Origin of the sequence: Sinorhizobium sp. 22678, assembly GCF_052044265.1 — a bacterium.
Taxonomy (GTDB): Bacteria; Pseudomonadota; Alphaproteobacteria; order Rhizobiales; family Rhizobiaceae; genus Sinorhizobium; species Sinorhizobium meliloti_A.
The window spans coordinates 1-19,588 of record NZ_JBQEMS010000017.1 but is presented as its reverse complement, the minus strand read 5'-3'; the positions used below and the strand labels follow the sequence as shown (position 1 = coordinate 19,588).

Sequence of the window (19,588 nt, the reverse complement as noted above, 5' to 3'; positions counted from 1 at the left end):
TCCTCTTTCACTCGGTTCAGCCCTTCACCGCGCCTTGGGTCAGCCCGCCGATCAGGCGGCGCTGCACGAGAAGGAAAAGGATGGTGGCCGGCATCGCGCCGACGACGGCGCCCGCCGCAAGCAGGCCCCATTCGATCTGGTATTCTCCGATCAGCGTCTGGATCGCCACCGTGACCGGCCGGACGTTCCTGCCGCCGAGCGTTAGCGCGTAGAGATATTCATTCCAGGCCGTGATGAAGATGTAGATGCCAGTGGAAATAATGCCTGGTATCGTGAGTGGCAGCACGACCCGGAGCAATGCCGTCAGCCGCGAGCAGCCGTCGATCATCGCCGCCTCGTCAAGGCTTTTCGGGATCGCGCCGACATAGCTCGTTAGCATCCAGACCGCGAAGGGAATGGCGACCGTTGCATTGGCGAGAATCAGGCCGAAATGGGTGTCGAGAATGCCAGCCTTCCGCATCAGCACGAAGAGCGGCAGGATCAGGAGCACGATCGGGAACATGTTGATGAGCAGGAACTGCAACATCAGAAGCTTACGGCCCGCAAAGCGGAAGCGCGAAAAGGCGTAGGCCGCCGTCACCGCGACGGCAAGGCCGAGCACCACTGTGCCGCAGGCTATGATCAGGCTGTCGAGCATGTTGTCGAGGAAGGAGGTCTGCTGGAGCAGGCGCACATAGTTGTCTAGGCTCCAGCCGGCGGGGGAGACGGAAACGCCGGTGGCGTTCAGCGCCTCCGTCGGCGTCAGCGAAGTCAGCACCATCCAGACGAAGGGCCCCATGGCGAAGAGCACCATCAAGAGTACCGGCAGGTCGGTGGTGAGGATACGGCGGAACGTGGAGGGTCTGTTCATCGCTCAACCTCCCGCATGGTACGGGCAAGATAGACGGCGACGATCGCGCCGAGCAGGATCGTGAAAGTCACGGCGATCGTCGTGCCGTAGCCGAAATCTAGGTTCTGGCGGGCGCGGACGAAGGCGTAGAGCGGCAGGGTATGGGTTGCATAGCCCGGGCCGCCGCCGGTCATGACGAAGATGACGTCCATGGAATTGGCGACCCAAATGACGCGAAGCAGTCCCGCCGTCGCCAGCACCGGGGCGATGCCAGGCAGCGTGATGTGCACGAACTGGCGCCATGGGGAGGCGCCGTCGATGGACGCGGCCTCATAGTGGCTCCGTGGAATTCCCTGGAGGCCGGCAAGGATCATGACGGCGAAGAAGGGAAAGCCCTGCCAGGTGAGCGTCGCTATGATCGCATAAAGCGCTAGATTCGGATCGGCAAGCCACGGCACGGCGGACTGCACGACGGAGAGATAGATGAGGATATCGTTTAAGACGCCCGTATTGGGATCGTAGATCCAGCGCCACATCAACGCGATCACCACGCTCGGCAGGGCCCACGGAATGATGATGAGGGCGCGCGCAAGTCCCCGCCAGGGGAATTCCCGGTTGAGCAACAGCGCAGTCAACAGGCCGAGCCCCATCTGAAGCGGCACTGTCAGACCGATCCAGATGGCGGTATTGCCGAGCGCAGTCCAGAAGACGGGATCGGCGAAGAGCTTCACATAATTCCCGAACCCGACGAAACGGCTGGCGTTCGGCTTCCACAGGACAAGATCGTAGAGACTGGTGAAGACCGCCTGGGCCATGGGAAAGAAGACGATGAACAGCGTGACGACCACGGCCGGCGCCAGCAGCATGTATGGCATCAGCCGCACGCTCCAGGGCGTCGGAATGGCAGGCGTCGTCGGAGATGGAGCGGTTGTCGCGGTCATGCGGTCGTTCCCGGCAGTTGGCATTCGGAAGCCATCCGCCCTGAGGTTCGGGCGGGCGGATGGCAAGGGTGGAGCGTGCGCAGACTGCTCGCTCCGGGGGGCTACTGCTGCGCGAATAGCGCCTCGAGCTGCTGCATCATCTGCTCGGAGGTGATCTGGCCGGTCAGCGCTTGCTGCATCGCCGTCTGCCAGGCCGTATTGACGAACTCCGACGTCGCCGTGTTCTGCGGCAGCACATGGGCGAACGGCAGTGACTGAACTGTCGCGTCCACGAAACGACGCTCATGCAGCGTCCAATTTTCTGCGCCACTCTTCGTCACAGTCATCTGGCCGGTCGCCTTGTTGAAGGCCACGTTGTTGTCGCCCTCGGCCAGGAAGGATATCCACTTCCACGCCGCATCCTTCACCTCCGACGAAGTGAAGATCGCCAAGGACTCATCGCCGTAGGACGTCCAGCGTCCACCGCCGCATTCCGGCACCGGCACGGCGGAGACCTTGTCGCCGAGCGCCTTAACCATGTCGTTGGAAGAGCCGATGTGATGGATCGTCATCGCCGTCGTCCCATTCTTGAAGGCACCGGTGATTTCCTGGAAGCCATCGTTCGGTGCCGATGGCGGAATGACCTTGTCCTTCTGGAAGAGATCGATCAGCCACTGATTGGCGGCAATCGCCTCCGGCGTCGTCAGGCCGCCGGACTCGAGCTTGGCGCCCTGCGAGAGCACGAAGGCGCCCCACTGGTCCCATCCACCCTTTCCGCCGCGCAGGCCGAAGCCGTAGGTCTCAGGCGCCTTGGTGAGCTTTATTGCCGCGTCGCGCAACTCCTCGCAGGTCGCAGGCGGCTTTAGGCCCGCTTGCTCGAAGAGGTCGGCGCGATAATAGAGATAAAGCACGACGTACTGGATCGGTAGATAATACTGCTGGCCGTCCGGACCCTTGTTGAGTTCCAGCAGGTTGTCGAGCAGGTCCGCCTTGCCGGGCCAGGCATCGATGCGCTCGCCGATCGGCTCCAGCGCTCCCATTTCGATGAGACGCGGCTGCGCAAACAGCTTCACCATGGCAGCATCCGGGGCATTGCCCCCGACAAGCGCGGTGTAGAGATTATCGTAATAGCTGTTCCAAGGAACGTTTTCCGCCTCGACCTCGATGCCCGGATTGGCGGCCTCGAACTTGGCGACGAGATCATCCATCGGATTTTCGGGATTGTCGAAGTGATACCAGAAGCGGACAGTTTCCGCCGATGCAGTGCCTGCGAGAAGCGACGTTGCGAACGCAGCGCCGATTGCCAGTTTCTTCCAGTTTTTCATTGTCTCCTCCTCTGAAAACCCAAGTCAGTTGCGGGCAGCCATTCGTTTTGCCGCCACCCCCGCGGCCACCAGCGCCTCCCGCGCGGCAGCCAGATCGCAGGTATTCTGCAGAAAGCCGTGCGTAACACCCGGCACGACCGTCAGAGTATCGCTGCGCCCGAGGCTCTTGAGGCGAGCGTGCAGCAGGATGCTGTCGGAAAGCAGCGGATCTACACCTGCGGCCATCAGGTGAAGTGGCGGCAGGGCCTTCAGTGTTTCGTCCGAAGCGACGAGCGGACAGGCCAAGGGGTCGGCTGACATATCTCGGTGGCCGACATACCAGTGCCAATAGCGTTGCATCTTTGCGGTCGTCAGACCCGGTCCATTCTCGAAATCGCGGTAGGATTGCGTACGAAAACTGCCAGCATAGGTTCCATAGAAAAGCAGTGCGCCGGCCGCAGCGGTTTTCGCTGCGGCTTGCTCGTGAAGCGTGGCGGCCAGCGCCAGGTTGGCACCCGCCGAGTCGCCCGCAAGGATGAGAGGGCCGTGACCGACGCGGAAGGCGCCGGTGACGGCAAAGGCGGAGCGGAACGCTGCGACAACGTCCATCAGGCCCGCGGGATAAGGATATTCGGGCGACAGCCGATAGTCCGGCAGCAGCACTGGCAGGCTGCACTCCAGCGCAAGGACCCGCGCACAGCGCTCATGGGTCTCGGGGCTGCAAAACGCGAAACCGCCGCCATGCACGAAGATGACCGCACCCGGCCGATGATCTGGCGGCACGAGAACCTTCAGCCGCACGCGCGCAGAGCCAAGGCTTTCATCCGCGTCGACCCAGGCGTCGCCCACAGCAGCCATCTCGGGGAGATCGCGGTTCCAGCGGCGATTGCCCTGCGCAGTCAGCGCCCTCCCCTGCGCAGGAGGCAGCGTCGTCGGATCCGGTTGCGGGCCCGTTTCTCGCGCGACGCGGTCAAGGAGCGCCGCCATTTCGGGGGAAAGCCGGGACATGTGGGGAGCCGCGTTCATTGGCTCGCATCCGGGAAAACGTCGGGACCGAGGTCCACGATGGTCGCGATGTGGTGCCGAAGTGCTTCACTCGCCCTTTCCACGCACCCACTCTCCACCGCTTCAATGATCGAGCCGTGACGCTGCGCTGTTGCGACAAGATCGCGGGGACTGGTGCTGCGTGAAATCTTGAAGCGGTGATTGTGCACCAGGCAGCGGTGCAAGATCGGGTCCAGCGCGGGGAGTTGAGCATCTTGAAAGATGCGACGATGGAAATCGCGGTCGAGAGAGGCGAGCTCAAGCTCGTCGCCAACGGTCGCCGCCTGCAGCATCTCAGCGAACAAAGCCTTTAGATCGGCAACAAGCGTACGGCTCGGCATCTGCAGCGCACGCAGAATGCCGCTGCACTCGATCTGCTGGCGCACGCGGAACATCTCCACCGCTTCGGCTTCAGTACATTCAGAAACCTGCGTGCCCCGATGGCCCTGCCGACGCACAAGCCCCTCCTCCTGCAATTGCAGCAGCGCCTCGCGCACGGTTCCCTGGCTGCAGGAGAAATGGGCGGCAAGATCAAGTTCCGTCAGTGACGCGCCAGCAGGAAGCACTCCGAGCATGATGTCCCGCTTGAGCGCGTTGAATGCGGCCGCCGACTTCGCCGGTTTTGCGTCTCGCGAATGTGACTTGGCCGAAAAGTACTTCATGTGCGTCCGCGGAGTTGCCAACCATCTTGCCTGCGATTATTGATATTGATATCGATAATGAAGGTCAAGGGTGAAAGCTGACCTTTTGGAGGACCAAACCGTGACGGCAATCAGCTTGGCGCAGATCCGGAAATCCTATGGCTCGCTACAGGTCATTCATGACATTGATATCGACATAGCAAGTGGTGAGTTCCTCGTTCTCGTAGGTCCTTCCGGCTGCGGCAAATCTACTCTACTGCGCATGATTGCCGGGCTTGAGGAGATTTCCGGAGGCAGACTCGATGTTGGAGGAAAGCTGGTGAACGCGCTTCCGCCATCCCAGCGAGACATCGCGATGGTGTTCCAGGATTATGCCCTTTACCCGCATATGAGCGTGCGCGAGAACATGGCATTCGGACTCAAGATGCGCAGGGCTGACGAAGCGATGATCAGGCAGCGCGTGGCGCAGGCGGCCGAGATCCTTCAGATCCAACCATTTCTCGACCGTCGGCCTGCCCAGCTATCGGGAGGTCAGCGCCAGCGCGTCGCCATGGGCCGCGCCATCGTGAGGGAGCCTTCCGCTTTCCTTTTTGATGAACCTCTGTCGAACCTTGATGCATCGCTGCGGGTAGAAATGCGGCTGGAGATCGCAAAGCTCCATAACCGCATGAAGGCGACCACAGTCTACGTCACGCACGACCAGGTCGAGGCGATGACGCTTGCGGACCGCATTGTGGTGCTGAATGCCGGGCGCGTCGAGCAGGTGGGTCCGCCGCTGGAGCTGTACCGCCGTCCAGCCAGCCTTTTTGTGGCCCGCTTCATTGGCAGCCCGACGATGAACACTATCTCCGCGGAAGTCGTCACCCATGGCGATGAGGTCGCAGTTCGGCTGAAGGGCCGCACAATCAAGCTTGGGAACGAGGCCGCACATGAACCGCGAGCCGCGACCGCAACCGTTGGAATCCGCCCCGAGGATCTTGTCGTCTGCGCTCCAGAAGAAGCATGGTTCGGCGGAAAACTTGCTGTGGCTGAGCGATTGGGCAGCCAGACTTATGGCTACCTGGAAACCAGCGACGCGCGTATGCTGACGGTAGAGTTTCCCCGCGAGAGTACCATCAGCGTCGGCGATCTGATCCACGTGCGGCCAAACCCAGACGCTCTTCATGTGTTCGATGGCTCTTCCGGTCGGCGATTGAATTGACGAGCGCTGTAAGGGCGAGCCAGAATTGTATCGGGAGCTAGGAGAGCTCGCGGGGTCTGCGCGAGAAGTGTCCGACTGCGCCGCCTTGGCTCTGGCAACACTTTAGAAGGCACTGCACCTTGCCCGAAGCGTCGTGCGTAGGCTCTGTCAAGCTTAAAGGCCGGAGGACGCCTCGCCGTATCAAGGCCTTCCAGGCTTGAACCCTCGCTCATGGAACGCCTGAGATGACGGCGCATAGCGGCCTCTTAACCCCCTCTCGACAGACTTCCGCTCACCACCCACAGCGGGAGTCTGTTTCGGCCTGCGTTCGTCATGTCTCGCGCCGCAAATCCGCGTCCGCACTCTTCTCAACAAGCGAGCGCAGGTTGATCATCTAGTCCTCATCGGCGGTCTTTTCATCAGGTTGGGCGTCAACAACCCGGCCCTACCCGAAAAACACTGATGGCCACCCCGTCAGCTACACCATCTCCCGGGATATCATCTCCGCTGGGCACAACTTGCGCCGCGTTCAATCGTTACGGTCGCAGCGCAGGTTGTAAGTAAGATGCGGGCTTATTGAGTCGGTTGTTTGAAACGAATACCGGCGCCACCGCCGTTTTCGGGGATGAATTCAATCCCCGCCTGTTCCAGTACACGCTGGACGCGTTCCAGCGTCGAAGGTCGGAGCTGATCGCCCCGCTCGAGACGTGTAATTGTCTGTGTCGAGACATTGGCTGCCTTTGCGAGTTCAAGCACTCCCCAGCCCAAAGCAACCCGAGCCAATTTGCACTGGATCCCTTTCATATCACCATGCCATGGTGATTTTGGTTGCGCATGTTGTGGTTGTCCTATATAGGGATGAACAGTCAAACGGCTGTACCTGGTGTTGCGAGCACCGGGCACAGCCTGACCACAACCAAGCTTACGGGAGCTCGGATCATGGCTGATTCCGACAATAGCAGAACTTTGTCTACGGTCACCCGGGGAGATATTCTTTCCTTCATAGCCGCGTCGTTACCCACAATTCCCGACTTTGCCACGACGAAGCCCCTGCCTTCGCATGCGTGGAACGACGATCCCGCGCTCGCGGTCTGGCAGCAATGGTGCAAAGCTTGGCAGCATTTGAGCGAATCTAGTTTGCGCCAGCAGCAGCTCGAAAGAGCGCTCTTTCCGGCTGTTTTGCCGCCACCGCTTGAGCAAACCGCAGGTTCGCGAGCCTACGACGAGGCTCTCGAAGCTGAAGATCGTGCATCCGTCGCGGAGGACGAGGCGGCGGAAGCCCTGTGGAGGACACCGGCGCAATCGATTGCCGGGGCAACGGCAAAGCTCCACGCTGCCATCACCAAGTGGCAACCCTCCCCCACAAGCCAAGAAGATCCCTGGCCGCAAATCCGCTCCGTCATTGCCGACCTCCTGAAGATCGATATCGCCTCTGTTGCGAGCGCACCTAATCGCCTGTCGGCGCCCGAATTCCAACCCGAGTCTCCGGGGATGGTCCAACCACACGCGTGATCCCGGGATTGCGGGCGAGCTAAAGACATGCGCACCGCGCTCTTTCAGAGCATTTCGCCTTGGAAATCACGCGTTAGAGCCTGCCCCAACGCGGCATTCCGACACTACCAAAGACGAAAAACAAGGAACTTCAAATGAAACTGGGAAGCCAATTTCGTCCACGCCTGCTTTCAGCGATTCTGATCTCAATCTTCCTCGGGAGTGCTCCGTCGATGACGTCGGCGCAGGCACAGGAAACCGCGGAGCTTCGGATCGCCACGTCCTACAAGCTGATGACGCTCGATCCGCACTATGCCAATCTCAACGAGAACACCTCGCTGCTCTCCCACATCTACGAGCGGCTGGTCTATCAGGACGAGAATCTCGAGCTGAAGCCTGGCCTTGCCACCTCCTGGCGGCCACTGTCCGAGAAGCAATGGGAGTTTAAGCTCCGCGACAACGTCCGCTTTCATGACGGCTCAAAGTTCGGCGCGGACGACGTCGTATACACGATCGAGCGCATCCGTGACTTCCTCAAACCGCCTAGCGGCGGCTTTCGCTCCTATGTGAGCGGCATCAAGTCGGTCTCGGCCTCCGATTCCCTCACCGTCCTCATCGAGACCAATGGCCCGGTCCCCAATCTGCCACTCTTCTTCTCCTCCATTTTTGTGATGAACCGACCCTTCGAGGGGTTCGAGACAACGGAGGATCTCAATGCCGGCCACTCTCCCGTCGGTACCGGTCCCTACCGGTTCGAAAGCTGGCGTTCCGGCGAGAGCCTGAGGCTTGTTCGGAACGACGACTACTGGGGCGGCAAGCCCGCCTGGCGCGATGTGATGTTCCGGGTCATCGAGAACCCGGCCGCCCGCGTTGCGGCACTCAGCACAGGTGAGATTGATCTGGCGGATGCCATTCCGGCGCGCGACGTCGCCTCGTTGAAGGAGCGCGGCGCCAGGATTGCAAGCGTGGGTGCCGCGCGCGTCAACTTCGTGCAATTCGACGTGTCGCGGGAGACACTTCCGGGCGTGACGGGCAAGTCGGGCGAACCAATCGCCAATCCATTCAAGAGCCCTCTGGTTCGCCGTGCGCTTGCGATGGCGACGGACCGGGGCATTTTGGTCGACAAGATCCTCGCCGGCTATGGCACGGCTGCGGCTCAGGTCTTTCCCAATGGCCTGCCGGGCACCTCGGCAAATTTGGTGCCAGGGACGCCCAACTATGACGAGGCAAAATCCCTTCTTGCGAAGGCAGGCCTTCCGAACGGCTTCAACCTCGTTCTTGCAGGGCCCGCCGGACGCTACCCCGGTGACGCCGAGAGCCTTCAAGCCATCGCCCAAAGCTGGGCCCGTATCGGCGTAAACGCCCAGCCATCAGCCGCTCCGTTCTCGGTCTTCAATACCAAACGTGCCGCCGGCGACTACGCCGTCTGGTACGGCGGCACGTCCGGCGAGGCGGTCGATATCATCCTCCATACCCTGCTGGCATCCCCGAACCGCGAGCGCGGAACCGGTGCCCTGAACTTCGGGAACTATCAAAACGATGCCTTCGACGCGATGCTCGCCGAGGCGGAGAGCATTGAGGTGGGGCCGGAGCGGTACCAAGCGCTGGCGCAAGCCACGGAACTCGTTATGGCCGACCAGCCGATCATACCGCTCTACCATTTCCATCACATCGTCGGTTACGGCCCACGGGTCGGCTCCTATGTGATGCATCCCCGCGGCTGGACGACCGCGATGCAGACGCTTGCGGCAGTGGAGTAAGCGACCATGGGCATGATTTCAGTTGCATTGGGAAGGCTGTCGCAAGCCTTCCTGCTCCTCATCGTCATGTCGTTGATCGGATTTATCGGCATCCACAGCGTCGGCAATCCGGTCTTCAACGTGGTCAACATCGAAACCGCCACGCCAGAAGATATCAGGCGGGCGACAATCGCGCTCGGACTGGATCAACCGATCTGGAGGCAATATCTCGTCTTTATCGACAATGTGGTCAGCGGAAACTTCGGCACCTCCTACATTTATCATCTGCCGGCCTTCGAGCTGGTTATGGCCAAGCTGCCGGCAACGCTGGAACTCGCGTCTGTCGCCATGCTTATAGCGGCACCGCTTGGAACGGGGCTCGGCCTCGTTGCCGGCCGACGGAGCGGAACCCTATTCGATCGGACCGTCCTGAAGGCGAGCGTGTCGGCGCTGAGCGTTCCATCCTTCTGGCTGGCGATGATGCTGATCCTCGTCGGCGCCATCCTGACAGGCTGGTTCCCATCCGGTGGCAGAGGCTCGACCGCAAGTTTTCTGGGGCAGGAATGGAGTATCTTCACCGGCGACGGACTGTGGCACCTCGTGCTTCCCGCATTGGCGCTGGCGATACCGAACATCGCTCTCATCGCCCGCCTTTCACGATCGGGAACGATTGAAGTCGAAAGCCTGGACTACACGCGGTTTTGCCGCGCCAAAGGGCTCTCCCCGCATAGGATTCTGTTTCGGCACACCCTCCCGAACATCAGCGTGCCGATTGTGACGATCATCGGCCTGCAGTTCGGCGGCATGCTCGCCTTTGCCGTGGTGGTGGAGTCGATCTTCTCGTGGCCTGGCGTCGGCAAGCTCTTGATCGACTCCATTCAGCTCCTCGACCGCCCGGTGGTGATGGCAACACTGACCTTCATCTCGGTCGCGTTCGTCGCGCTGAATGCCCTGGTCGACCTCTTCTATGCCGTGCTCGATCCGCGCGTGCGCCTGTCTTCGTGAAAGGTGACCCCGTCATGAAAGCTCAAATTTTGAGGGCGCTCCGAAAGCGTCCGCATGGACCGGTCCTGACCGCGTCCAAGGTGCTGCTTGCGAGCTACATTTTGCTTGCTATCGCGGCACCGGCAATCGCACCACAGAATCCCTACGATCCGTTGCAGATCTACGGATGGGAGGCGTCCTCGCCGCCGGGCACGCTCGGTAGCGGCGGCTATCTATACCTGCTCGGGACGGACGGGCTCGGCCGCGACATCGTCAGTACTATCCTCTATGGCCTGCGCATCAGCCTGGTGGTGTCGATCACCAGCGCGGCGATCGCCGCGCTGGTCGGGCTGACGGCCGGTGTCAGCGCCGCATATTTCGGCAAGTGGGTCGATGTCGCGATCATGCGGCTCGTCGACCTGCAGCTCAGCGTGCCGACGATCCTGATCGCGCTCATCGCCATCGTCACGCTCGGCCCGGGCGTGGACCGGATCATTCTGGCGTTGATCATTGCGCAATGGGCGACCTATGCGCGGATCGCGCGCGGCGTTGCCTTGAGCGAGGCGAACAAACCCTACATGGATGCGACCCGATTGATGCGGCTGCCGACGTCGCGGATCATCTTCCGCCACTTGCTTCCGAACAGCATCGCGCCGGCCGTAACCTTGATCCCGATCGAGGTCGGCCATGCCGTCGCACTCGAGGCGACCCTCTCTTTCCTGGGTTTGGGCGTTCCGATCGACAAGCCCTCGCTCGGCTCCGCGGTCGCAAACGGGTTCCAGTATCTTCTCACCGGTCAATACTGGATCAGCCTGTTCCCGGGGCTCGCCCTCTTCGGTCTGATCGCAAGCATCAATCGCGTCGGTGAAGACGTTCGACGCAGCCTCGATCCAAGGAACCATTCGCTATGACAGTGGAACACGTGACGACACCCCTGTTGCGGGTTGAGAACCTTGGCCTTCGCCACGCTTCGGGTGACGGCTTGACGACAATACTGTCGGACGTGAGTTTCGAACTCGGACGCGGCGAGATCCTCGGCATCATTGGCGAGTCGGGAGCCGGAAAGTCGACGCTCGGCAATGCCGTGCTCGGCCTTCTTTCGCCCGAGCTCCAGCAGACGTCCGGGACGATCGAGTTCAATGGTCAGGCGATCCACACCATGACGCCCGATGAGCGCGAGGCGCTTCGAGGGCGTCGGATATCAGCGATCTTCCAAGACCACACCGCCTCCCTCGATCCGCTGATGAGCATCGGTGCCCAGGTGGAGGAAACCTGCCTTGCGGTCGACGGCTCACTTTCCAGGCGTGAGGCGCGGGCTCGCACCCTCGATCTCCTTGCCCGTGTCGGAATTCCGGAGCCGGAGCGACGATACCGCAACTACCCGCACCAGTTCTCCGGAGGACAAAGGCAGCGCATCGTCATAGCGATTGCTCTTGCCGGCGCTCCCGACATCATCATCGCCGACGAGCCGACCTCGGCGCTCGATGCGACCGTCCAGAAGCAGATCCTCGGACTACTTCGAAACCTTGTAGACGAAACGGGCGTTTCCATCATCCTCGTAACTCACGACATGGGCGTGATCTCCGAGATCACCGATCGGGTCCTGGTGATGCGCAAAGGACAGGTGGTGGAAGCGGACCGCACGTCCACCATTCTCGATCAGCCCAGCCACGAGTACACACGCAAACTGCTCGCCGCCGTTCCGAGGCTCCGGGTCACCGCTTTGACAACCAGCGCGGACGACGGATGCCGCCGAAGTGTTTCCTCGATCGGAGACGACAAGGCGCCGATGTTTCTCGTCGCCGACGGCGTGTCGAAACAATTCGCGCAGCAGGGTTTTGCGTGGGGCTTTGGCCGAAGCAAGCCAAAGTTCGGCTTGCATGACGTTGGCCTCCAACTGCCACGCGGCACGATCACCGGCGTTGTCGGCGAGAGCGGAAGCGGCAAGACGACCTTCGGCCGTATCATCGCCGGCCTTGATACGGCGCTTGCGGGCAGGATCCGGATCGGTGCCAGCGAATTCGACGTTTCCAGAGGCGGTCGCCGCAACGGCCTCCTCGGCCGGGTGCAGATGATCTTCCAGGATCCTTCCGCGTCCTTGAACCCCCGCATGACCATCGCCGAAACGCTCGACGAAAGCATCCGCTTCGGCGCGAAGCTCGCCGCCGGGGAAGAACCGACGGACGCAGCGGCGATGATGGATCGGTTGGGGCTCGCTCGCAGCCTGCTCGCCCGCTATCCGCACCAGCTCTCCGGCGGTCAGAGGCAGCGCGTCTGCATCGCGCGGGCCCTGCTCGCGGCGCCTGAGATCATCGTCGCGGACGAACCGACATCGGCACTCGACGTGTCGGTGCAGGCCGAGATCATCCAACTTCTGAAGGACACCATCGCCGAGCGCGAGATGACGATGATCTTCATCTCCCACGACCTCGCCATCGTCCAGGAGATGTGCAGTTCCGTCTACATCTTCAAGGATGGCCGGGTCGAGGATTTCGGACCATCCGATTTCATCTTCTCACGATCCGACAATCCCTACACGCGCGCGCTCATCAACGCCCGACCGCACCGCTTCAGATGCTGAGCTGCGCCGGCGTCTCAACGAATGGGCCCAGCCCCGAACCACCAATTCTTGAAACACGTATCGCCACCGAGGGTGACTCCATGAATGACAGGTTCACATTGGCCGTGACTGGCCAATCGCTTATCAAGCACGACATCCGCGACATCCCTGCCCCGGCCTTCCGTGAGGTTCAGTCTCTCCTGCATCAGGCGGATCTCGCGTTCACCAACTTCGAAGGGACCATCCTTGGGAGCCACGGCGGGTGGCCACTTAAGGGATCCTTCTTCGGCTGCAGCGATCCAGCCGTTCTCGACAGCCTTCGTGCGATCGGGTTCCGCGCGCTTTCGCTTTCGAACAACCATGCGTTCGACCTCGGCCCATCCGGCGTGCTCTCGACGCTCGAGGAGGTGGAGAAGCGAGCCTTCCTCCATGCCGGCCTCGGCCGTGACCGCGCGCAAGCCTCACGGGCAGGCACCGGAATGATTGGTGGACGGCGCGTGGCGATCGTGGCGATGGACGGCGGCCCCGGTCCGAATTTCATGTACGCGGCCGACGCCGAGGACAATCGCCCAGGACGCCCGGGGGTCAATCGGCTTCGGCTGTCCCAGGTCATCGAGGTCGACGAGACCGCGTTCGATCAAATCCGGGCTATTCGCGACAAGGTTGGGTATACCGCTATCGATCTCACCAACGACAGTCAGCCGGACGATCCGCCGCGCCTCGCCCCGGAATCCGAAATCGGCATCTCGCGTGCGGTCTTCACGCGATCGGAAAGGTTCGGACGCAGCGTCAAGATCGATGAGGCCGATCTCGCCGGGAATCTCGCCGCGATCGCGGCTACGGCCGCGGACGGATCTCTGGTGATCGCCTATCTCCACCATCACCATTGGGCGTCCGACTGGTATCAGGTCCCCGACTGGGTGAGTGGCGTTGCCAAACGATGCATCGATGCGGGTGCTCATATGTTCGTGAGCCACGGTGCGCCCGTCCTCCAGCCGATGGAGATCCACCGGGGCCGGCCGATCTTCTACAGCCTCGGGAATTTCATTTTCCACGTGCGTTCCGAGAAGTCGACCTGGACGGCACCCGAAGTCTGGGAGAGCGTCATCGGCCTTTGCTCGTTCGGTGATGATAACGGTTTAATCGAGATCACGCTTCACCCCGTCATTATCGGAGGCGATGAAGCGCTGGCTGATGGGGTGCTGGAGCATCGCCTGGCGCCGCATCTAGCAGCAGGCGAAAGCGCCGAACGGATATTGCGCCGATTTTCCGAACAATCGACGAGATTCGGCGTCGACGTCGAGATTTCCGGCGGGGTCGGTGTCATCAGGTTTTAGCCTGTAGAGCGCCGTACCAAAGGGCTTGCTGGTTAACTCCGCAGTCCACCACGACAGCGGGCAGCGGAGCGGGCCGACCCATCTCAGCCAAAAAACGCCGACGACAAGAGCGGGAATCTCTTCAGGACGAGGATGGACAACATGGAAGTTAGGGAAGAACTCATCAGCCGCTTTTTTCGCTATTCCGCGATCGAGAGTCAAAGCAACGGCCGCTCCCAATCCTTGCCGTCCTCGCCCGGACAAGCAGCACTCGCTGCCCTGCTCGCCGACGAGATGCGCGCAATTGGCCTGAACGACGTGCTGGTCGACGAGCATGCCATCGTGACGGGAGTCAAGCGTGGCAACAGGCCTGAGGTCCCACCGATCGGCTTCATCGCGCATCTCGACACCGTCGATGTCGGCCTCTCGCCCTTCGTCCGCCCGCAAATCCTCCGCTTCGAAGGCAAAGACCTTTGCCTCAATCGCCAGGAAAACATCTGGCTCAGGGTCGCCGAACATCCGGAAGTTCTTGGGTGGGAGGGGAATGACATCATCACTGGTGACGGCACCAGTGTCCTCGGCGCGGACAACAAGGCCGCCATCGCCGTCATCATGACGCTGCTTGCCCGGCTTGATCAGCAGGTTGGCCACGGCGATATCTTTGTCGCCTTCGTCCCGGACGAGGAAATCGGAATGCGCGGCGCCAAGGCGATGGACCTCTCCCGCTTCCCTTGTGATTTTGCTTACACGATCGACTGCTGCGAACTTGGCGAGGTGGTCCTGGAGACATTCAACGCCGCATCCTGCGAGATCGTCCTCACCGGCGTCAGTGCGCACCCGATGTCCGCGAAGGGAACGCTCGTTAATCCGCTGCTGATGGCGATGGACTTCATCTCCCACTTCCACCGCGAGGAGACGCCTGAATCCACCGAAGGACGCCAGGGATTTTTCTGGTTCAAGGACGTCATCGCCAACGACAGCGGGGCCACACTGACCGCTTTGATCCGGGATTTTGGCACAGATGATTTCAATCGGCGCAAACGCCAAATCGCCGAGGTGGCGGAAGCGATGAGATCGCGCTATCCGACCGGGAATGTCCGGTATCAGGTCACCGACACCTATCGAAACATCTCCACGAGCCTCGCTCGTGACGATCGTGCCGTCGCTCTGCTATTTAGCGCTATGGAGGAACTAGGGATTGAGAAGAAGGTGATTCCGATGCGCGGCGGCACCGATGGCGCGGTCCTCTCGGCCAGAGGAATACCGACACCCAACTTCTTCACCGGCGCCTACAACTTCCATTCGCGCTACGAATTTTTGCCGATACCAGCCTTCGAAAAGTCGTTGGAAGTTGCGTTCAAGATTTGCCAACTGTCGGCGAGTAGCTGAGATGAGAAAGTCGCGGCCTAAATCTCAGAGTCGGTCGTTGTCGCCGCCAACGGCCGACACCTCTCTCTGCTCTCTATCCGTGAGCGTGCCCTGATCTGGAGTTAGGTCCAGCTTGCCCCAGATCGAGGTTGTGCGGTCGGTCGGTTTGAGCTTTCGGGATTGCTTGATTTCTACGGTAAACGGCTTTGTCTGCTGACGCATGAATCCTCCAGGCGACGAATCGCGAGCACTCGAGACCGGGTTGATTATTGAAGGCAACTCCAGCCGGCAGGTCCGTCGCCACCGAACCAGCGCCCGGACATAGGAATAGAGCAACGGTTTGACCACATGCTATGTTCCGCTTGGGCGAGTCCGTGGCACGTTGCCATCACCGCGTTCCTCTGATCCGTCGGCATTGGCCACGTCCTCCTCGGGCTCGATGAGGCATGTCTGATCGGAGAGCGGCTTCGCCTCGATCGTCTTCCCGCAACGGCCATACAAAACTTTCTTCCCCTGAGCGCTCAGGCGCTCATTCCTCCCGAAACAACAAAGTTTCTCCCGGCCGTCCTCCATTCCATTCCGGCCTTGTCAGGTGCGGCCCAATCGTCCCCGATCCTTGTGACAGCCATCGAGGCCGCGAAGGGCGCGGTCCGAAACCAACGAAAGGAACACCACAATGGCAACCATCGGCACCTTCAACTCCACCGAAAGCGGCTTCAACGGCTCGATCCGCACGCTCGCCCTCAACGTCAAGGCTCGCATTGCCCGCATCGAAAACCCCTCCGACAAGGGCCCGCACTTCCGCATCTACGCCGGCAACGTCGAGCTCGGTGCAGCTTGGCAGAAGCGGTCCGAGCAGGACCGCGACTACCTCTCGGTCAAGCTAGACGACCCGAGCTTCCCCGCGCCGATCTACGCAACCCTCACCGAAGTCGAAGGCGAGGACGGCTACCAACTGATCTGGTCGCGCCCCAACCGGGACTGAGATCCGGGCGAGGCCCCGCCGGGAGGCGGGGCCAACCGGCCGAATTGAGAAACCGCAAGCGGGCATCGAGCCGCTTCCGGCTCTTCTGGTGCCGTACAGGACCGGAAATGTCTGACCGATATCCGCGATTTTCTCCCCACCAAACCAGACGTATGGCCGTCGACGGCGCAGTTCACATGGCGATCGGCGCCGCAGATCAAAAACACGGTCGATAACGAGTCTGGTGTCGGTGTCCTAGCCGCAGTTAGCAGTTCCGGAGAGGTTGCCAGCGCCCCCGAGGGCAAGCCAGCCTCCCGTAGCAATGATGATCACGGCGCAGAGGATCGCGCGGTCAGTGATTTGCGCAGGCGGCTCGGTCCTCTCCTGTTCGCCTCAACCTACCTCGGCTTCGGTTTCATCTGCGTTTACGAACAAGGCGCTTTAGGCGGAGTGCGAGATGCGGGGCGCAGTCGGTCCCGCCTCCCCTTCGGGCCACTATGTTGAAGCTCCTGCGGCTGCGCTGTTCCCGCCCTCGCACGACGAGAATTCCCGAAATCCCGCCCTTTGGGCGGCGCTCACGCTGATTTCTCCGATACTCTTCATTGTTCTGGTTCAGCCTTGCTCGCTGCGCTGCGCGCCGGCTCGACCCGAAGTGCATCGGGTGGGTTTCCGAGCGTGTGAAATCTGTTCGCTCCGACGCAGGATTTCATGTCGTCGCGCCTGAACCAGATCGCGCGGCCGCATCTCAGCGGCGCGTTCCCGGCCGTAAATACGATCTGCTCGTCCGCTCGCATTCGAAGAACCTCGTGCGGTTGGATCAACGGTCGTGCGGCCAACTGCTTCGACCGCGTCCGGGACGATCCTTTCATCTGCGAACTTCGGCTGACCTGGTCGATCTCGACTGTTGTCATGCCGCAACGGCGCGAGATGTAGTCCGCCGTTTCCGGGTCGTTGATCGCCGCAAACGAGATCCAGCTCGCACTCTCGAACCATTTGCTGGCGGCGTCGCGACCGCCATAGGTTTCGCGCATCTGCCCGATCGACTGGTAGATCATGACGAGCGTGATGCCATATTTGCGACCGGCATCGCGCGCGGTTTCCAGGATCCTCATATAGCCAAGCCGCGCCACCTCATCGAGGAGGAAGAGCGCACGGCCCGGCATCGCCCCATCACGATTGTAGATCGCGTTGAGAAACGAGCCAATGATGACGCGCGCGAGGCCCGCATGCGTCTCCAAGGTCTTGAGATCGATGTTGATGAAGACGTCGGTGTTTCCCTCGGCAAGATCCCCCGTCGAAAACATCTTTCCGGAAACCAGCGCGGCGTAGTTCGGATAGGACAGCCAATGGGTTTCCTTGATCGCATTGGCGTAGACGCCGGAGAAGGTTTCGGGCGTCATGTTCACGAAAGCCGCGACGTTCTCCTTGACGAAATCCGAATCCGAATTGTCGTAGATTTCCTGCAGGCGTTGGCGCAACTGCGGCTCCGGCTCGGAGAGATTGGCGCGAACTTGGCGAAGCGTTTGGTTCTCCTTCTCCGTATGGCCGGAGAGACAAACGTCAGCGATCATCGCCGTCAGCAATTGCAAGGCCGAGGCCCGGAAGAAGTCGTCGCGAACTCCGCGTGTGCCACCGCTATCACTCATGATCCATGAAGCGACGGATGAAATGTCCTCTTCCTTGGTGCCGCCGAATTGCCCGATCCAATCAAGCGCATTGAAGCCGGTCTCCGGCTTCTTCGGGTCGAGGACGAATAGATCCCGATTCGCGCTGCCTCGTTGCACTGACACCATCGGGGCAACCTCGTTCGACGGGTCGAGGACGATCAGCGAGCCGCCCCATTTGAGCGCCGTCGGGATCGTCACCGACGTCGTCTTGAAGCCGCCGGAACCGGCGAACACGATGCCATGTGATGAGCCGAACGAGCCGTCGAAGCACAGGAGCGGTGGCTTGCCGCCGATGCCCCATGTGTCGGGATCGTCAGCGCGAAACGGGCGCGTTCCTCCGCTGTCCTTGTCGACCCGATATCGTTCGCCGACGACGATGCCGCCAGCGTCCGAAAACAGGTTGGCCGCCTCCTGCATCTTCATCCAGTCGGCCTCGCCATGAAGCGCCCGCTTGCCGCGTATGCGTTTGGGCTCAGCACTGGCGAAGGCCGCGTTGCCGACGAGCGCGACACGTAGGGCGAAGCAGGCGGACATCGCTGCCGCCGCCGCGCCGATCAGCGTCGCGGGGTCGACATAGGAAAGGATCGACTTGCCGGCCGGAAGCTGGTTCCCGAATGCCGACAGCCTGATTGCCTCGCGAACGATGGCGACAACAATTGTCGCTACACCGCCGGCAACGACGCCCCATCCTGCCGTCTTGATCCTGATCGCGCCGGCGCTCGCGAACAGGAAGACACTGCCGATGACCGCCGCGGCGACATAAGGCAGGGCAATGCCGGCGCGGCCGAGCGTCTGCCGAGCAGCCTCCGTCTTTCCAAAGCCGGACAGCCAGTGTTCGATCCCGGTCAATCCGATCGTGAGCAGGAACATCAGCGCGACAGGTACGATGAAGAGCATGATCCTATCCATCTGTCTTGAAGGCCTCCGCTCCGATCGCAAGCAGCCGCGGGCGTACGGTCTCGTCGGCCTTAAGCCGTTGGCTCAGCTCGATCAGGGCGCCCAGCAGAAGCGCGCGTTTCTCGTGGCGAAGACCCGCTTTGACGATCAGGCCGCCAAGTTCGATCTTTTCCCGCGTGTCCTTCTTGCGGGCGTCGGATGTGGTTGTGCGCGCCATCCGCTCAAGCCTCAGCAGTCCCGCCCGCAGCCGTGCCAGCCGCGTTCTGCGTGGAGGGTGTACTGCTTTCGCCGACGCCAGCCCCCCTCTTCCCTCCGGTCGTGCGAACCCCACCTCCGCGAAACCGCTTCGCCAGTTCCTCGAAGGCTACCTGCAGCTCGGCCTCGTCCACTTCAATCTCGCCAAGCCCGGCCTTAAGCGCGATCCGACCGATCCGCTCGGCTTCGCGGGTCTCGGCGACCTTGAGCTGTTCCTGGAGTTTGGCGATTTCGTCGCGGATCTTGGAGGATGGCTTCTTCATTCCGTCTGTCTCCCTTGGGTGAGAAAGCTGTCATACGAGGCCAGTTTCAGGGAGGTGAGCGCGGAACGCACTACTGTGAATCCTACAATCGCCAAAGCGCAAGCTTTGGTGAATGATCCCGGCCGTTCCGAAGGAGCGGATCCGAAGGGCGCAATTATACGTCGCT

At 61.3% G+C, this 19,588-nt stretch carries 19 protein-coding genes; 9 read left to right on the top strand and 10 right to left on the bottom strand.

Annotated elements, in window-relative coordinates; all coding sequences use genetic code 11:
• Positions 1-16: 16 nt before the first annotated feature.
• The 5 genes from ACTJKL_RS22465 to ACTJKL_RS22445 all read right to left on the bottom strand — a co-directional run bounded on the left by ACTJKL_RS22465 (position 17) and on the right by ACTJKL_RS22445 (position 4,759).
• Entirely contained in the window at positions 17-850 is an 834-nt protein-coding gene (locus tag ACTJKL_RS22465) for a carbohydrate ABC transporter permease (RefSeq protein ID WP_440853842.1), read from the bottom strand.
• Positions 847-1,770: a carbohydrate ABC transporter permease gene (locus ACTJKL_RS22460; RefSeq protein ID WP_018098108.1), complete on the bottom strand. Its 924-nt coding sequence runs from the start codon at positions 1,768-1,770 to the stop codon at positions 847-849. Before ACTJKL_RS22460 ends, ACTJKL_RS22465 begins: the two co-directional genes overlap by 4 nt.
• 101 nt (positions 1,771-1,871) lie before the next feature.
• Positions 1,872-3,074 (bottom strand): extracellular solute-binding protein, encoded by a 1,203-nt coding sequence (locus tag ACTJKL_RS22455; RefSeq protein ID WP_440853841.1) that lies wholly within the window; start codon positions 3,072-3,074, stop codon positions 1,872-1,874.
• Positions 3,075-3,098: 24 nt separating this feature from the next.
• The gene (locus ACTJKL_RS22450; protein WP_440853840.1) at positions 3,099-4,079 is read right to left on the bottom strand and encodes an alpha/beta hydrolase; all 981 of its coding nucleotides are present in this window, start codon (positions 4,077-4,079) and stop codon (positions 3,099-3,101) included.
• Positions 4,076-4,759, bottom strand: coding sequence for a GntR family transcriptional regulator (locus ACTJKL_RS22445; protein ID WP_440853839.1), 684 nt, complete (start codon positions 4,757-4,759; stop codon positions 4,076-4,078). Before ACTJKL_RS22445 ends, ACTJKL_RS22450 begins: the two co-directional genes overlap by 4 nt.
• A 100-nt stretch (positions 4,760-4,859) precedes the next feature.
• Here ACTJKL_RS22445 and ACTJKL_RS22440 point away from each other — a divergent pair, with 100 nt between their 5' ends.
• Positions 4,860-5,939, top strand: a complete 1,080-nt coding sequence (locus ACTJKL_RS22440) for an ABC transporter ATP-binding protein (RefSeq protein WP_440853838.1) — start codon at positions 4,860-4,862, stop codon at positions 5,937-5,939.
• Positions 5,940-6,491: 552 nt separating this feature from the next.
• Here the strand turns inward: ACTJKL_RS22440 and ACTJKL_RS22435 are convergent.
• Entirely contained in the window at positions 6,492-6,722 is a 231-nt protein-coding gene (locus ACTJKL_RS22435; RefSeq protein WP_018098113.1) for a helix-turn-helix domain-containing protein, read from the bottom strand.
• A 135-nt stretch (positions 6,723-6,857) separates the two neighbouring features.
• On the opposite strand from ACTJKL_RS22435, the gene ACTJKL_RS22430 reads away from it, so the two are divergent.
• From ACTJKL_RS22430 to pepT, 7 genes are all read left to right on the top strand, one after another.
• Complete coding sequence (locus ACTJKL_RS22430; protein WP_440853837.1) at positions 6,858-7,430, top strand: hypothetical protein; 573 nt, start codon at positions 6,858-6,860, stop codon at positions 7,428-7,430.
• 134 nt (positions 7,431-7,564) lie between these two features.
• Positions 7,565-9,169 (top strand): ABC transporter substrate-binding protein, encoded by a 1,605-nt coding sequence (locus ACTJKL_RS22425; protein WP_018098115.1) that lies wholly within the window; start codon positions 7,565-7,567, stop codon positions 9,167-9,169.
• Positions 9,170-9,175: 6 nt separating this feature from the next.
• Entirely contained in the window at positions 9,176-10,153 is a 978-nt protein-coding gene (locus ACTJKL_RS22420; RefSeq protein WP_440853836.1) for an ABC transporter permease, read from the top strand.
• A gap of 14 nt (positions 10,154-10,167) precedes the next feature.
• Positions 10,168-11,043, top strand: a complete 876-nt coding sequence (locus tag ACTJKL_RS22415) for an ABC transporter permease (protein ID WP_440853835.1) — start codon at positions 10,168-10,170, stop codon at positions 11,041-11,043.
• Entirely contained in the window at positions 11,040-12,713 is a 1,674-nt protein-coding gene (locus ACTJKL_RS22410) for a dipeptide ABC transporter ATP-binding protein (RefSeq protein ID WP_440853834.1), read from the top strand. The genes ACTJKL_RS22415 and ACTJKL_RS22410 overlap by 4 nt, the downstream gene beginning before the upstream one ends.
• Before the next feature lie 80 nt (positions 12,714-12,793).
• Positions 12,794-14,029 (top strand): CapA family protein, encoded by a 1,236-nt coding sequence (locus ACTJKL_RS22405; protein WP_440853833.1) that lies wholly within the window; start codon positions 12,794-12,796, stop codon positions 14,027-14,029.
• A gap of 141 nt (positions 14,030-14,170) precedes the next feature.
• The gene (gene pepT, locus ACTJKL_RS22400) at positions 14,171-15,397 is read left to right on the top strand and encodes a peptidase T (protein ID WP_338280947.1); all 1,227 of its coding nucleotides are present in this window, start codon (positions 14,171-14,173) and stop codon (positions 15,395-15,397) included.
• Between the two features lie 24 nt (positions 15,398-15,421).
• On the opposite strand, the gene ACTJKL_RS22395 is transcribed toward pepT, so the two are convergent.
• A complete protein-coding gene (locus tag ACTJKL_RS22395) occupies positions 15,422-15,598 on the bottom strand; it encodes a hypothetical protein (protein WP_338280587.1) in 177 nt (58 codons plus the stop codon).
• Between the two features lie 454 nt (positions 15,599-16,052).
• On the opposite strand from ACTJKL_RS22395, the gene ACTJKL_RS22390 reads away from it, so the two are divergent.
• Positions 16,053-16,361 carry a DUF736 domain-containing protein gene (locus ACTJKL_RS22390; RefSeq protein WP_018098123.1) on the top strand — a complete coding sequence of 103 codons (309 nt, stop codon included), beginning with the start codon at positions 16,053-16,055 and terminating at the stop codon, positions 16,359-16,361.
• A gap of 578 nt (positions 16,362-16,939) precedes the next feature.
• On the opposite strand, the gene traG is transcribed toward ACTJKL_RS22390, so the two are convergent.
• The 3 genes from traG to traC are packed head-to-tail and all read right to left on the bottom strand — an operon-like array spanning position 16,940 to position 19,422.
• Positions 16,940-18,916, bottom strand: a complete 1,977-nt coding sequence (gene traG / locus ACTJKL_RS22385) for a Ti-type conjugative transfer system protein TraG (protein ID WP_440853832.1) — start codon at positions 18,914-18,916, stop codon at positions 16,940-16,942.
• On the bottom strand, positions 18,909-19,121 hold the full coding sequence (traD, locus tag ACTJKL_RS22380; protein WP_440853831.1) for a type IV conjugative transfer system coupling protein TraD: 213 nt from the start codon (positions 19,119-19,121) through the stop codon (positions 18,909-18,911). The genes traG and traD overlap by 8 nt, the downstream gene beginning before the upstream one ends.
• A 4-nt stretch (positions 19,122-19,125) precedes the next feature.
• Positions 19,126-19,422 (bottom strand): conjugal transfer protein TraC, encoded by a 297-nt coding sequence (traC, locus tag ACTJKL_RS22375; RefSeq protein WP_440853830.1) that lies wholly within the window; start codon positions 19,420-19,422, stop codon positions 19,126-19,128.
• Positions 19,423-19,588 lie beyond the last annotated feature (166 nt).